Source organism: Cellulomonas sp. P1_C4 (genome assembly GCF_056406355.1).
Genome location: NZ_JBFUAI010000007.1, coordinates 37,633 through 52,036, shown reverse-complemented (window position 1 = coordinate 52,036; position 14,404 = coordinate 37,633). Strand labels below are relative to the sequence as shown.

The following is a 14,404-nucleotide window of genomic DNA, read 5'->3' as shown; positions in this document are numbered from 1 at the left end:
CGCAGGTCCGGCCAGCGCAGAGTGCGACGGCGTAGGACACACTCCTCTGTGTGACCGACCTGCTCTCGTCCCCCCGCCTGCAGGGCGAGTCGGGCGTCGTCGATCATCGTCCCGACTGGTCGTGGCTGCCCGACCCCGCCGACGTCCCCTCCGCGTCCGGCCTCGCGCGCGCCCGCGACGAGGCCGAGCGGCTCCTGGCGGACCACGGCGTCACGTACGGCGCGGACCAGGAGGACGGCGAGCACCCGTGGCACCTGGACCCGCTGCCGGTCATCGTCGACGAGCCGGAGTGGGCGCGCCTCGACGCCGGTCTGGTGCAGCGCGCGGAGCTGCTCGACGCGATCCTGCAGGACGCGTACGGCCACCGCACCCTGCTCACCGACAAGCTGCTGCCGCCGACGATCGTGCTCGGGCACCCCGGCTTCGTCCGCGCGGTCGACGGACTGCGGCTGCCCGGCGGCCGCGAGCTGGTGCTCACCGCGACGGACCTGGTGCGCGACAGCGCGGGGGCGTGGTGCGCGGTGGCGGACCGCACGCAGGCGCCCTCCGGGGTCGGGTACGCGATGGAGGACCGGCGGATCGTCTCGCAGGTGCTCTCCGGCGTGTACCGGCAGGCGTCGATCCAGCGGCTCGGGCCGTTCTTCCGGGCGCTGCGGCTCGCGCTGCGGGACGTCGCCCCCGGGGACGCCGAGCAGCCCCGGGTCGTCCTGCTCACCTCCGGACCGTCCAGCGAGACCGCCTTCGACCAGGCCTACCTCGCGTCCATGCTCGGCCTGCCGCTCGTGGAGGGCTCGGACCTGCTGGTGCGGGACGGGCGCGTCTGGATGCGCGGCGTCGAGGGCCTGGAGCCGGTCGACGTGGTGCTGCGGCGCGTCGACGCCGAGTGGTGCGACCCCCTGGACCTGCGGCAGGGGTCGCGACTCGGGGTCCCCGGGCTGGTCCGGGCCGTGCGGGCTGGCACCGTCAGCGTGGTGAACCCCCTGGGCAGCTCGGTGCTGGAGAACCCCGCGCTGCTCACGTACCTGCCGCGGCTGGCCAACGCCGTGCTCGACCAGGACCTCGCGCTGCCGTCGGCCCCCACGTGGTGGTGCGGCGAGCCGAGGTCGCTGCACCACGTGGTCAGCCGCCTCGAGCAGCTGGTGATCCTGCCGACCGTCCGCGGCACCGACATCGGGACGATCCTCGGCTGGACGCTGAGCCACCACGAGCGCGAGCAGCTGGCCGCGCGGATCACCGCCCAGCCGTGGCTGTGGGTCGGGCAGGAGCCGGTCGGTCCGGTCGGCCCGACGGTCGACGGTGCCCCCGTGGGCGTCGGCAGCGACCTGCCGTCGGCGGAGGGCATCGGACCGGCAGACCTGGGCCCGCGGGCCGCCGTGCTCCGGACGTACGCGGTCGCGCACCGGTCGACGTACGCGGTGATGGCCGGCGGGCTCGCTCGCGTCGCGGCGGGCCACGTCGTCTCGTCGGCCCTCGGGGCGGCCGCCAAGGACGTGTGGGTGCTCTCGACGCAGCCGGACGCGCCGCTCGAGCCCTGGGTGCCGTCCGACGAGTCGTCCGCCGGGGAGACGCCCACGCCTCGTCGTCCCGCGACCGGCATCTCGCCGCGCACCGCCGAGAACCTCTACTGGATGGGCCGCTACGCCGAGCGTGCCGAGGGCTCCGCCCGGGTGCTTCGCGTGGTCATCGACCGCTGGGACGACTTCCACAAGCGGCCGGCGTCGGCGGGCGGGCGGGCGCTCGACGTGCTGCTCTCGTCGTTGACGCCCACCGAGCAGGGAGTCCCGGCGTTCCGCGACCTCGTGCTCGACCCCCGCACGTCCGGCACCGTCGCGCGGTCCGTCCGGCGGCTCGCCGCGTCCGCCGCCGCGGTCCGCGACCAGCTGTCGACCGACACCTTCGGCCCCCTCGCCCGCATCGACCGGGCGCTGCGCGACGAGCGCAACAAGACCCGCGGTCGGACCCACGGGCCGGACGCGCTCGACCTCGACGTGACCGGCGGCGGCGCCGTCACGGCCGGCCTGCGGCCCGCGCTCGAGAAGGTCCTGGAAGGGCTGCTCGCGGTCGCCGGCATCACGGCCGAGGGGCTGGTGCGCGACGTCGGCTGGCGGTTCCTCGACGCCGGCCGGCGCATCGAGCGGGCGCAGAACCTCGTCGAGAACCTGCTGGCCATCGTCGTGCAGCGGCGGCCCGACGACGTCGAGTCGGTGCTGCGCGAGTCGGTGCTGCTGGCGCACGAGTCGGCCATCACCTACCGCCGCCGGCACCAGACGGGCGCCGGCCTGGCGGAGGTGCTCGAGCTCCTGCTGCTGGACGGCACCAACCCCCGCTCGCTCGCGTACCAGGTGGACCGGCTCCAGGAGTCGCTGGCGCTCGTGCCGCTGGCCGGCCGCGCGCCCGACCAGCGCGACCACCTGCTCGCCGACGTCGCCGACCTGCTGGCGGAGGTCGACCCCGTCGCGATCGCCGCGGTCACCACCGAGGACGGGCGGCGCGCGCGGCTCGCGGAGACCCTCGAGTCGATGCTCTGGCGCCTGCACTCGGCCGCCGACGAGATCGAGCGCGTGCACTTCGTCCGCCTCGCCCCGAGCCGCCCGCTCGAGGACCCGTGGGACGCGCGGGACGGTGGTGGGGAGTGACCCGCACCTACGATCTGGTGCACCGAACCACCTACACGTATGCGAACTCGGTGACGGACTCGTACGGCCGCACGACGATGACCCCGCGCGACGTCCCGGGCCAGGCGTGCCTGTCCTCGGCGATCGAGATCGAGCCGGCGCCGGCCGACACCGCGGCCCACGTCGACTACTACGGCAACCGGACCACGTACTTCGGGGTCACGACGCCCCACACGCGGCTCGTCGTCACCGCGCGGTCCACCATCGAGGTCACCCGGCACGCCCCCGACCCCGCGGCGCTGCCGACGGTCGGCTGGCACGAGGTCGCGCGTCGCGTCGCGGCAGGCGAGATCGGACGCCTCGACCCGAGCATCGTCGACCTGCGCGAGGCGCTGCTGCCGTCGCCGCACGTCACGTTCGCCGACGAGGTGCGCGACTGGGCGGCCCCGACGTTCGAGGGCGACCGACCCCTGGTCGAGGTCCTGGTCGAGCTGGCGCACCGGATCCGCACGGAGCTCGCGTACCGCTCGGGCTCCACCACCGTGCACACCACGCAGGCCCAGCTGCTCGCCCAGAAGGCCGGGGTCTGCCAGGACTTCGCGCACCTGATGATCGCGGCGCTGCGCCTGCACGGGCTGCCCGCGCGGTACTCGAGCGGCTACATCGAGACCCGCCCGCCTGCCGGCCGCGAGAAGCTGCGCGGCGCGGACGCCTCGCACGCGTGGGTCTCCGCGTGGGTGCCCGGCGCGGGCTGGGTGGAGGTCGACCCGACCAACGACCAGCTGGTCGACGACCGGTACGTGCTGCTCGGCTGGGGTCGCGACTACGACGACGTCCCGCCCCTGCGCGGCGTCATCTTCACCGAGGGCTCCGGCTCGCGCCTGCAGGTCTCGGTGGACCTGGTGCCCAGCGGCAGCGCACCGTTCGTCTAGCGTCGGGCCGTCGCGCGGTCCCGCACCTCGTCGGGCGGCACGACGAACCCGCCGGCGTCGACGATCGTGCCGCCGACGGCCCGCCACAGCGCACCGACCACCCGGGCGACGGAGGGCTCGACGCGCGACCGCGCGATGAGGTGCAGCTGCGAGGGGTGCTCGCTGCGCAGCTCCTCGGGCTCKGGCGGCTGCCAGGTGACGTGGTACGACCACGGCCCGAACTCCCGCCAGTCCAGCCGCGACAGCGCCACGGGGACCTCCCGCGACCGACCGGTCCGCACGGTGATCGACCCGTCGTACTCGAACGTCCCGGTCACGGCGAACGGCGCCGGCCCGGGGGAGCCCTCGGCCTGCGACGACTGCGGGACACCGACCCGCGCCCCGGTCAACGCGGGCCGCACGAGCGGGAGGGCGTCTTGCGCCGACAGCGGCACCGGCGACCAGAGGGTCAGGTCGACCGCGGACCCGGGGTCCGGAGTGACCAGCCGGGTGCGGTCCGCCGGCACGACGGCGCCGGCGACGCGCCGGGCCGCCGCAGTCATCCAGCCGCTGATCAGGTCGAGCGGCGCGCCTTCGTCGGAGGGCACCAGCGCGTACAGGTCGACGTCGTGCGGGGGAAGCCCAGCCGCCCTGGCGTCGGAACCGCCGAGCGGGGTCGGACCCACGAGCGTCATCGCCGCGGCGATCTGGAGGACTCCCGCGACCGGCACGGTGACGTCGACCGAGTTCCCGCGGAACCGCGCACCGGTCATCGGCCGGGCAGCAGCCGCCGCCTGGGCCGCGCTCACCGGCGGTCGGGTCCACTCGGCGTCCGGGAACCAGGCTGAAGCGAGCGCGGCCACGTCCGTGCCGCGGGGCACGACCAGGACGTGCCGCCCGTCGAGATCCCCCGGGAGGTGCACCTGCGACTGGGTCATGGCCGCGCACCGTACACAGGTTGTGAGGCGTGCGTGTTACGAGTCGGCGCTCACCCGGCTAGTTCACCCTGGTCACGCAGTTATCCACAACGCCAGCGATGTTGCACACGCCTGTGGACACAGGCTGTGGACAACCGGCAGCCGTCAGCCGTGGACGTCGTGGAGGTGGTGCACCACGTCGTGCAGGAAGTACTGCCCGAGGGACAGCACGGTGAACTCGGAGCCGTTCGACCGGCGCCCGGCCCGCTCCCACTGGTCGTCGGCCACCGAGTCGAACCGTGCGGCCGCGACGTCGGCCGCGTCCGCCAGCTCGTCGGCCACCACGGTCGGGTCCTGCAGGTCGTAGCGGTCCGCGAGCGCCGTGGCGTCCTGATCCCAGTTCTCGAACAACGGGTCGTCCTGCGTGAGCAGCAGCTCGAGGCGCCCGTCGAAGATGCGGAAGACGTCCCGCACGTGCGCGCCGTACTCGAGCGGCGACCACGTGGTGGGCGCGGGCCGCACGCGAGCGTCGGGCCTGTTCAGCGCGGAGACCCAGCGCGGTGCGAGGTCGCGCACCGTCCCGCCGATGGCCGGTCCGGCGACGTCCGTGGCGGTGAACCCGCACTCCGGGCACCGCTGGGACAGCACCCAGGTCCAGTCCTTGGTGTCCGGCCGGATCTCTTCGTTCGTCGTCATGCACCGCACGCTAGACGACACGTCCGAGCACGCGCAGCCAGCGACCGTCGATGTCCCGCCAACCGCTCAGCGGACGACGAGCCGGTCGTCCGTCGGGTCGAACCGTGCCGCGTCGGGCGCCACGATCTCGCCGGCGATCCACTGGTCGTCGCGTGCGCCGGGCTCCCCCGGTCGTGCAGCCATGCCGTGCCCCCTTCGCCTCGCTGGGCGTCGCACGTCGCGGCCGGGCGAAGCTCCCCTCCGATCCTCGCCCAGCCGCCGCGCGCACGTCCGGCACCCGCAGGGGCCGCCCTCGCTGGTTGGACGCTAGGGCGCGGCGCGTTGCAGGAGGGTTGCAGGAGCTACCCGCGCCGCGGCACGTCGAGCCGGCGGCCCAGCAGGTCCAGCCGGCCGACCGCGCGGACGTGCACCGGCGACCCCTTGGGCGCCAACCAGGCCAGCCGCTCCCACGCCTGCCAGTCGTCGGCGCCCGCGTCGGAGGCCAGCCACCGGCTGACCACGCCCGGCATGCGGCTCGCGAGCACGGCCGCCCGCAGGTCCGCAGAGAGCTCGTCGCGGATCCGCTCGACCCCGGGGGCAGCGGAGCGAGCCAGGACCGGTGCGGGGTACGCGGTCAGCGCGGCCTCGGTGTCACCGGCCTCGATCAGCGCGTGCACCATGTCGGCGTCGGTGCGCAGCTGCGAGGTGAGCCGGTAGGGCCGCGACTCGCTCAGCAGGGGGCCGACCAGCCGGCGCAGGCGCGAGACCTCGGCGCGCACCGTGACGTCGGACAGCTCGTGCTCGCTCAGCTGCACCGCGAGCTCGTCGGCACTCAGGCCCGCCGGGTGCCGGGCGAGCAGCAGCAGAATCTCCGCGTGGCGCAGGCTCAGCCGGACGTCCGCAGTGCCCAGGTGCACCACCGGGGGTCCGAGCACGCGCAGGCGGGCGACGGGACCGGGCGTGCGGATGAGCAGCGACGGCGGCGGGGCAGGGGTCGGCGCGACGCGCGCGAGCTCGGCCTCGATCGCCGCGACCGTGGCCCGGATCAGCGACATCACCAGCGGGGACGCGACGACGTCACCCCCGGTGACGTCAAGAACGCCCAGCACCTTCCCCTCGGGGGAGTGCACGGGGACCGCGGCGCAGTTCCACGGCTGGACCCGGCGGGCGTAGTGCTCGGTCCCGACCACCCGCATCGGCTGGTGGGTGGCGAGCGCGGTGCCGAGGGCGTTGGTGCCCGCGCAGTCCTCGCGCCAGACCCCGCCCTCGACGAACCCCACGCCCTCGACGCCCAGGCGCACCGACCGGTCGCCCTCGACCCACAGCATCCGGCCGACGTCGTCGGTCAGCGCGGTCACCCACCCCGCATCGGCACCCGGGCGGACCAGCAGCTCGCGGACCACCGGCATCGCGGCCGCGAGGGCCAGCGCGCTGCGGTACCCGACGAGGTCGTTGCCGCCCATGTCGACCGGCACGTTGTGCACCTCGGGGTCGACGCCGCTGCGGCGGCTGCGGCGCCACGAGGCCGCGACCACCGAGCGGACCGCTCGGCTGGACAGCTGGCCGGTGGTGACGAACCGGTCGTGCGCGGCCCGGACGCGCGCGGAGGCGGCGAGCTCCGTCATCGCTCCTCCTCGCGCACGTCGTCGCGACCGCGAGATCACGCGGTTGTTCGAAAGTGTACGAACTGGACACGCGTCCCGCCCCCTCGTTCGCGTACGTGTCCGGAACGCGTCAGTCGGTGACGGGAATCGTGTGCCGGCCCGGGCTGAGCGCCAGGACGATCCCGACGACCGTCAGCGCAAGCACGAAGGCGGGACGTTCGCGGCCGGCGACGGACGGGTGCTGGTGGGAGATCCCCGTCACCTGAGCGGCCTTTTGATGACAGACCGTGCGATCATGTCAGGATGCCCAAGATCATCGGCGGTTCGCTGCACGAGCACCGTGAGCAGACCCGCCAGAAGCTCTTCGCGGCGCTCTCGACCCTCATGGCCGACCAGGGGTTCGACGCCATCACGCTCGCCGAGATCGCGTCCGCCGCCGGCGTCGGCCGCACGGCGGTCTACAACCACTTCCCCGACAAGGAGTCGCTCCTGCTCGGGTTCATCACGCACGAGACCGAGCAGTACGCCGCCACTCTGCAGCGGGCGCTGGACGACATCGACGACCCGACCGAGCAGCTGTCGACCTACGTCCGCCAGCAGGCCGCGCTGACCCGCGTGTACCACCTGGCCCCCGGGCCGGAGCTGCGCTCGGTCCTGTCCCGCGGCACCCAGCAGCGCGTCCGCGAGCACGTGGTCGTGGTCGAGCAGATCCTGCGCCGCATCCTGGCCGCGGGCATCGAGTCCGGCGCGTTCCCGCCGCAGGACCTCGACGTGACGGTGCCGCTGGTCAACGCCTGCCTGTCGGGCCGCGGCGTGCCCCCCGACGGCCCCGAGCGCGAGCGCGCGATCGAGCAGACCGAGGCGTTCGTGCTCCGCGCGGTCGGCGCCGCGGCTGCCGTTCCCCTGTCCGTGTCGGCCTGACCCGGTGGCGCAGCGCGGACGCGGCCGACCCCCCGCCCACCACGGCAGCCACCCCGCCGACCGTCGGCCCGGGCGTCGGCCCGCGGCCCGGCGCGCCACCGAGCTCGAGCTGACGTTCCTGCCCGGGCTCGGTGCGCTCGTTGCCAACGAGGCGGCGTCGGCGCTCATGCTCGACGGCTCCCCGACGCCCGTCCCCGGTCGCGACGACGCCCTCGAGGTGTCCGTCTGGAGCCCGCCCGCCGAGGCGCTCGCGCTGCGCACCGCCGTCGCCGCGTTCCTCGTACTGCACTTCGACGTCCCGCGCCCCAAGTCGCTGACGAGCGGCGACCACCTCGCCCRGATCGTCGACGCCGTCTACGTGTCGCTGCGCGCCGGCGGCTCGTCGAGCTTCCGCTTCGAGGCCGCGGGCAGCGACTCGGCAGTCTTCGAACGGCTCGCGGCGCTCCTCGCCGAGGCCACGGGCCTGCGCTACGACGACCGCGAGGGCGAGCTCGTCATCCGCGTCCGCCGCCGAGTGCGCCCGGGAACGTCCGGCGACCCCGGGTGGGACGTGCTGGTCCGGCTCGGCTCGCGGCCGCTGTCCGCCCGGCGCTGGCGGGTCACCGACTACCCGGGCGCCGTCAACGCGACGATCGCGGCCGCCATGGTGCAGCTCGGCTCCGTGAACGCGAGCGACCGCGTGCTCAACCTCATGTGCGGCTCCGGCACGCTGCTGGTGGAGCGCCTCTCCGCCGGACCCGCGGCCGACGCCGTCGGCGTGGACCTCTCCGCCGACGCGCTCACGGCCTCGTCGGAGAACCTCACCGCCGCCACCTTCGGCCGCGACGCTCGCCTGCTCCGCGCCGACTGCACCGGCCCCGCCCTGGTCGAGGCCGCCGGCACCGGCTACGACCTCCTGTTCGCCGACCCTCCCTGGGGGACCCTGCACGGCACCCACGCGACCAACGCCGAGGTCCATGCGGGCGTGCTCCAGGCCGCCTACGACGCCGCCGCACCCGGTGCGCGGTTCGTCGTTCTCACGCACGAGATCAAGGTCATGGAGCAGTGCCTGCGCGACGCCGACGCCCTCTGGCGCGTCCGCTCGCAGACCCGCGTGTTCGCCAAGGGCCACCACCCCCGCATCTACGTCCTCGACCGCACCTGACGCGTCCGCTCGGAGGGCGCGGACGGGTGAGAATGGGTGCGTGCGTGAGAGTCGACTGCCCCGGGTCCGTGCGTCCGAGCTGGTCGGTCGGGGCTGGCTGAACACCGGCGGGCGTTCCCTGGACCTGGCCGGCCTGCGCGGCAAGATCGTGCTCCTCGACTTCTGGACGTTCTGCTGCATCAACTGCCTGCACGTCCTGGACGAGCTGCGCGAGCTCGAGGAGCAGCACCGCGACGTCCTGGTGATCATCGGCGTGCACTCGCCCAAGTTCGCGCACGAGGCCGACCCGGTCGCGCTCGCCGCCGCCGTCGAGCGCTACGAGGTGCACCACCCGGTGCTCGACGACCCCGAGCTGGTCACGTGGTCCGCGTACACCGCGCGCGCCTGGCCGACGCTCGTCGTCATCGACCCCGAGGGCTACGTCGTCGCGCAGATGTCCGGCGAGGGCCACAAGAACAACGTGGAGATCCTCGTGCGCGAGCTCATCGCCGAGCACGAGGCCAAGGGCACGCTGCACCGCGGCGACGGCCCCTACGTGCCCCCGGCGCCGACCGAGGGCACGCTGCGCTTCCCGGCCAAGGCCGTCGCGCTGCCGGACGGGCACCTGCTGGTGGCGGACGCCGGGCACCACGGCCTGGCCGAGCTCGAGGCCGACGGGGAGACGCTGGTCCGGCGCATCGGGTCGGGCGAGCGCGGGCTGGTGGACGGCGGTCCCGACGAGGCCCGGTTCAGCGAGCCGAACGGCCTGTGCCTGGTGCCCGAGGAGCTCCGGCCGTGGCTGGGCTACGACGTCCTGGTCGCCGACACGGTCAACCACGCGCTCCGCGGGGTCCGGCTCGCCGACGGCGTCGTCACGACCGTGGCCGGGACCGGCGAGCAGTACATGGTCGGCGCGGCGGACAACATCCTGGGCGTGGACGGCGCCGACGAGCCCGACGAGGAGCCCGCCTTCGAGCCCGCGATCGGCGAGCCCGGCGACGAGGTGGCGGCGTTCGCGTCGTCGCTGAGCATCACGTCCGACGACGACCGCGCCGCGGCCCGCGGTCGGCACGCGCAGCCCGCGGCGTCGTTCGTGCCCGGCCCTCGTCGCCAGAAGCTCTCCTCCCCCTGGGACGTCGCCTGGTCCCAGCCCCTCGGCGCGTTCGTCGTGGCCATGGCCGGCAACCACACCCTCTGGGCCTTCGACGACAAGCAGGGCTCGATCGAGCTGCTCGGCGGCACCATGAACGAGGGCCTGCTGGACGGCCCGCTGCACGAGGCCTGGTTCGCGCAGCCGTCCGGCCTCGCCGCGGGTGCCGACGACAAGATCTGGCTGGCCGACGCCGAGACGTCGGCGCTGCGCTGGGTGGACCCGGTGGCGCGGACCGTGCACACCGTCGTCGGCGAGGGACTCTTCGACTTCGGCCACCGCGACGGCCCGGCCGGCGAGGCGCGCCTGCAGCACCCGCTCGGCGTCGCGGTGCTGCCGGACGGCTCGGTCGTGGTGGCCGACACCTACAACGGTGCGATCCGGCGCTACGCCGACGGCGCCGTGAGCACGCTCGCGACGGACCTCGCGGAGCCCAGCGGGATCGTCGTGCTCGACGGCGGCGCGACCCTGCTCGTCGTGGAGTCCGCGGCTCACCGCCTCACGCGGATCGCCCTGCCGGCCACCCTCGTCGGCCAGATCCTGGACTCGGGCTCGCACCGCACCCAGCGCCCGGTCACCGAGCTGGCGCCCGGCGAGGTGCGGCTCGACGTCGTCTTCACGCCGGCCGCGGGGCAGAAGTACGACGACCGCTACGGTCCGTCGACACGTCTGCAGGTCTCGTCGACCCCGCCCGGGCTGCTGCTCGAGGGCGCCGGCGACGACGTCCCGCTGGATCGCGTCCTGCGCCTCGACCCGTCGGTGACCGAGGGTGTCCTGCACGTCACCGCGCACGCGGCCAGCTGCGACGCCGACCCCGCGATCGAGTACCCGGCGTGCCACCTCAACGCCCAGGACTGGGGCGTGCCGATCCGGCTGGTCGAGGGCGCGTCGACGACGCTGACCCTGCCGCTGCACGGCTAGCGAGCGCCCAGCACCGCCACGGCCGCGAGGGCGTCGAGCGAGGTGGCGACGACCTGGCCGGTGGCCGCCGTCGTCGACATGCCGATCTCGACCTGCCACAGGTCGTGCATGACCACCGCGGTGGACGACTCGGCGCCCAGCTCGGCGGGGCTGCCGCCCCGGGCGACCGCGGACGGCGGCTCGTCGGGGCTGCGCCGCGTCAGCACCGCCCACGCCGAGCCACCGAGGGTCTCGGTCGCGGCGGCCGCGAACGCGCACAGGCGGGGGACGACGCCGGACTGCGCCGCCACGATGGCCGCGGTTCCCGCGACGAGCACGCGCTCGGCCGTGACGGCGGGGTCGGCGGTCGCCGGCACGAGCGAGCGCAGCGCCCGGGCGCGGGCTCGCTTGGCCTTGTACTGCGCGGTGTCCGCCTGCCGGAAGAGGTGCCGCGCCGAGACCGAGCCGGTGACCGCCGTCGAGGCGATGCCGTAGGAGATCGCGGCGCCGTGCGGCAGCGGGAACTCGGCGATCGTCGCGGCCATGACGTCGGCGACCTCGGACCGCCGGCGCCCGACCGTGACCAGGCAGAACTCGTCGCCGCCGATGCGCGCGGCCGTGCTGCCGGGCAGGGCGTCGGCGGCGCGGCGCAGCACGTCAGCGACCGAGCGGAGCAGGTCGTCGCCCGTGTCGTGGCCGAGCTCGTCGTTCACCCGCTTGAGGCCGTCCACGTCGCACATGACGATGCAGGTCTCGTGTCCCGACTCGAGCGCGGCCTCGGCCTCCGCGTCGGCGACGCGGCGATTGGCCAGGCCGGTCAACGGGTCGTCGGCCACCAAGTGACGGACCTGCGCCTCGAGGTCCACGCGCGCCACGGCCCCCGCGACGAGCGCGGCGAGCACCTCGGAGCGGGCGACGTCGTCGACCTGGAACGGCGCTCCCGGACGGGTGCGGACGGAGTAGAGCTGACCCCACACGCTGCCGTTGACGATGATCGGGGACGACAGCGCGGACGACGCGTCGAGCTCCCGCAGCGTCTCGACCTCGACCGAGTCGCCCGCGTCGGGGTCGTCCGGGACGGTCGGTTCGTCATGCACCGTGCGGGCGTGGGCCACCCAGCTGGAACGGTCCCGGATGAGGGCGCGCAGCGCCGGGCGGTCGTCGGCGCGGTAGGACGCGCGGGCCATCCAGACGACGCGAGGGTCGGTGGGCGGCGGCTCGACCAGCACGATCCGGCACGTGTCCTGGTCGATGCGGCAGAACGCGGCGCGACGCGCGTCGAGCACCTCGACCGCCGTGGATGCCGCGACGTGGGCCACCTCGTCGATCGACCGGCAGCGGTCCAGGCGGTGGGCAGCGAGGGCCAGCGCACGCACGCCGACCAGGCCCGCGGCGGACCTGTTGCCCGCGCGCGCACCCTGAGCGGCCACCCCGCGACGCGTCACGTCGCCCATCATCGACCCTGTGCTGCGTCCCAGGCGACGCAGACGGATGAGAGGGCGGTGAGATCACCCGTCTGATCCACGCAAATGCGGCAGCACGTGCGGGGCCGGCTCAGCGGACGTGGACGGCGCCCAGCTCTCCGAACACCGCGGCGTTGAGCCGGAAGGCGTCCCGCGCCTCCTCGACCACCGCCTCGCGGGCCTCGGCGTCGAGCTCGAGGGCGTCCAGCCGCTCGCGGTAGACGTCCTTGAACGGCTTGAGCTTGTGGATCTGGGGGAAGTCGTAGAACGCGAGACCCGCGGACTCGAAGCCGTAGTGCCGCTGCAGCATCCGCTTGATGATCTGGCCGCCCGACAGGTCGCCGAGGTACCGCGTGTACGCGTGCGCGGCGTACAGCGGGAGCGAGCCGCCGACCTCCTCGAGCCGTCGGACGTAGGCCTGCGTCGCCGGCAGGACGCGCACCCGGGAGCGCCAGTCACCGCCGAACAGGAACGCGAGGTCCTGCTCGATGGACGGGACCCGCACCAGCTGGTCGAAGACCAGCCCCCCGTCGTCCGTCAGCCGCGACCCCGCCGCCTCGAGCGCCACGTACACCGCCAGCTGCTGGGCCGCCAGGTCCGCGTACGCGGACCGGTCGAGCGCACCCGACATCAGGAGCTCGACGAATCCCGAGCGTTCCGCCGTCTCGTGCTCGCCCCGCGTGCCCTCGCGCAGCGCGACGGAGAGCTGCACGGCCTTCGGCACGACGGACGTGGTGGTCACGGGACTCCTCCGGTGCTGACGAGGTAACCGCAAAGGTAAGGCTTCCTACCCTGCGCCATCCGTTCGGAGGACATAGTTCGTCATCAGGCCGAGGATGCCGGCCGGGGCTCAGGCGCTCGCGCGGATGGCGCCGACCACGCGCACGTAGACGTCGACACCGTCGACCGCGCCGGGCACGTCGGGCCCGGTGCTGGTGGAGACGTTCACCTGGATCTGGTAGCCGTCGCCGGATCGGGCGATCCCGATGCCACGCACGTCGGGCCGGCCCTTCAAGGTCATGCGCAGGCGTTCTTTCGCCGCTCGCGCCTGCTCGAGGTCCGCCATGGGTGCACCGCCTCCCGCCGACCGCGACGGGCCGCGGGGGCGGCGGGTCCGACGATCGTCAGACCAGTGTGACCCCGAGCGCGTCCAGAACGGCATCGATCKGGTTGATGTACGTCAACCCGGTGCCATTCTCTCCCCCCGACTCCGAGCCCGCAAAGAGCAGCCCGAGCGCGACGCCGTCCTCGCGGTACACCAGCGAGCCGGAGTCGCCGCCGCGGGAGAACGGCCCGGTGCCCGTCGACTCGATCTCGATCTGGTTGTCGAAGCTCAGCTCGCCGAGCTCCTCGCCGTAGCCGACGACCACGTTGTCGAGCTCGATCGCCGTCACGTGCCCGCGGGTGATCGCCGTGGTGCGGCCGATCTTGGCCACCTGCTCGCCGCCCTTGGCCACGGCCGTCGTCGTGATCCGCCCGACGGGGTACTCGGGGTCGACGTGCTGGTCGTCGTCCAGCAGGGCGATCGCGCAGTCGACCGTGGCGTCCCCGTCGGGCTTCAGCTCCACGCGGGCGGCCAGCGTGCCGACCCGGTCCCGCGGCGCCTGTCCGCCGTCTGCGGGCCCCGGCTGCACGATGACGTCCCCTACCTTCGCCTGCGGGGTGCCCGACAGCACGTGGTAGTTGGACAGCACGTGAACCAAGCCGTCGAGCTGCACGAACGCCCCCAGGGTCCCGGCGGTGACGTCGACGTGGGCGATCGAGATGCCGGGCCGCAGCGGGCGGACGCGCCCGGTCTCCCCCAGCGAGCGGGCGGTGATCACGGGCGGGCGGGGGCGGACGCGGCGGTCCTCGTCGGCAGCCAAGGTCTTGATCCGGCCCGTGCGCCGGACGTCGGCGTCGGGCAGCTCGGCGACCACCTTGCGGGCGATGCTGCGGACCGACGGCAGGCCCAGGCGGTAGCGGACCGCGAGCGCGTACGACCCGTCGGGCTGCGGCGCGAGGCCGATGGCCAGCGCCGGTCCGCCGGCGGCCACGTCGGATGGTCGCACGAGGCGCTCGGAGAGCTCCCGTGCGAGGTCGACGGCCTGCGCCTTGGTCTCGCGTGCCTCGCCGTGGTCCATGC

Annotated in this window: 13 protein-coding genes; 5 read left to right on the top strand and 8 right to left on the bottom strand. The window is 74.4% G+C overall.

The window, feature by feature from the left end; genetic code table 11:
* The first annotated feature begins 50 nt into the window (after positions 1–50).
* Both AC1DYZ_RS06900 and AC1DYZ_RS06895 read left to right on the top strand, forming a co-directional pair.
* Positions 51–2,636 (top strand): circularly permuted type 2 ATP-grasp protein, encoded by a 2,586-nt coding sequence (locus AC1DYZ_RS06900; protein ID WP_477064469.1) that lies wholly within the window; start codon positions 51–53, stop codon positions 2,634–2,636.
* Complete coding sequence (locus AC1DYZ_RS06895) at positions 2,633–3,547, top strand: transglutaminase family protein (RefSeq protein WP_477064468.1); 915 nt, start codon at positions 2,633–2,635, stop codon at positions 3,545–3,547. The genes AC1DYZ_RS06900 and AC1DYZ_RS06895 overlap by 4 nt, the downstream gene beginning before the upstream one ends.
* Here the strand turns inward: AC1DYZ_RS06895 and AC1DYZ_RS06890 are convergent.
* The 4 genes from AC1DYZ_RS06890 to AC1DYZ_RS06875 all read right to left on the bottom strand — a co-directional run bounded on the left by AC1DYZ_RS06890 (position 3,544) and on the right by AC1DYZ_RS06875 (position 6,984).
* The gene (locus tag AC1DYZ_RS06890) at positions 3,544–4,464 is read right to left on the bottom strand and encodes a hypothetical protein (protein ID WP_477064467.1); all 921 of its coding nucleotides are present in this window, start codon (positions 4,462–4,464) and stop codon (positions 3,544–3,546) included. The two genes, AC1DYZ_RS06895 and AC1DYZ_RS06890, sit on opposite strands and share 4 nt — an antisense overlap.
* 144 nt (positions 4,465–4,608) lie before the next feature.
* On the bottom strand, positions 4,609–5,139 hold the full coding sequence (locus tag AC1DYZ_RS06885; protein ID WP_477064466.1) for a DinB family protein: 531 nt from the start codon (positions 5,137–5,139) through the stop codon (positions 4,609–4,611).
* Positions 5,140–5,480: 341 nt separating this feature from the next.
* Entirely contained in the window at positions 5,481–6,743 is a 1,263-nt protein-coding gene (locus tag AC1DYZ_RS06880; protein ID WP_477064465.1) for a transcriptional regulator, read from the bottom strand.
* A 109-nt stretch (positions 6,744–6,852) separates the two neighbouring features.
* Positions 6,853–6,984, bottom strand: coding sequence for a hypothetical protein (locus AC1DYZ_RS06875; protein WP_477064464.1), 132 nt, complete (start codon positions 6,982–6,984; stop codon positions 6,853–6,855).
* A gap of 41 nt (positions 6,985–7,025) precedes the next feature.
* Between AC1DYZ_RS06875 and AC1DYZ_RS06870 the strand changes: the two genes are divergently transcribed.
* From AC1DYZ_RS06870 to AC1DYZ_RS06860, 3 genes are read left to right on the top strand one after another with little or no spacing between them, the layout of a single operon-like run.
* A complete protein-coding gene (locus AC1DYZ_RS06870; protein ID WP_477064463.1) occupies positions 7,026–7,643 on the top strand; it encodes a TetR/AcrR family transcriptional regulator in 618 nt (205 codons plus the stop codon).
* A gap of 4 nt (positions 7,644–7,647) precedes the next feature.
* On the top strand, positions 7,648–8,787 hold the full coding sequence (locus AC1DYZ_RS06865; RefSeq protein ID WP_477064462.1) for an RsmD family RNA methyltransferase: 1,140 nt from the start codon (positions 7,648–7,650) through the stop codon (positions 8,785–8,787).
* A gap of 40 nt (positions 8,788–8,827) precedes the next feature.
* Complete coding sequence (locus AC1DYZ_RS06860) at positions 8,828–10,837, top strand: NHL domain-containing thioredoxin family protein (protein WP_477064461.1); 2,010 nt, start codon at positions 8,828–8,830, stop codon at positions 10,835–10,837.
* On the opposite strand, the gene AC1DYZ_RS06855 is transcribed toward AC1DYZ_RS06860, so the two are convergent.
* The 4 genes from AC1DYZ_RS06855 to AC1DYZ_RS06840 form a co-directional block, all read right to left on the bottom strand.
* Positions 10,834–12,270, bottom strand: coding sequence for a GGDEF domain-containing protein (locus tag AC1DYZ_RS06855; protein ID WP_477064460.1), 1,437 nt, complete (start codon positions 12,268–12,270; stop codon positions 10,834–10,836). The two genes, AC1DYZ_RS06860 and AC1DYZ_RS06855, sit on opposite strands and share 4 nt — an antisense overlap.
* Before the next feature lie 100 nt (positions 12,271–12,370).
* Positions 12,371–13,021, bottom strand: a complete 651-nt coding sequence (locus tag AC1DYZ_RS06850; protein WP_477064459.1) for a biliverdin-producing heme oxygenase — start codon at positions 13,019–13,021, stop codon at positions 12,371–12,373.
* A gap of 108 nt (positions 13,022–13,129) precedes the next feature.
* On the bottom strand, positions 13,130–13,345 hold the full coding sequence (locus AC1DYZ_RS06845) for a hypothetical protein (RefSeq protein WP_477064458.1): 216 nt from the start codon (positions 13,343–13,345) through the stop codon (positions 13,130–13,132).
* A gap of 58 nt (positions 13,346–13,403) precedes the next feature.
* Positions 13,404–14,402, bottom strand: a complete 999-nt coding sequence (locus AC1DYZ_RS06840; RefSeq protein ID WP_477064457.1) for a chymotrypsin family serine protease — start codon at positions 14,400–14,402, stop codon at positions 13,404–13,406.
* Positions 14,403–14,404: the final 2 nt, after the last annotated feature.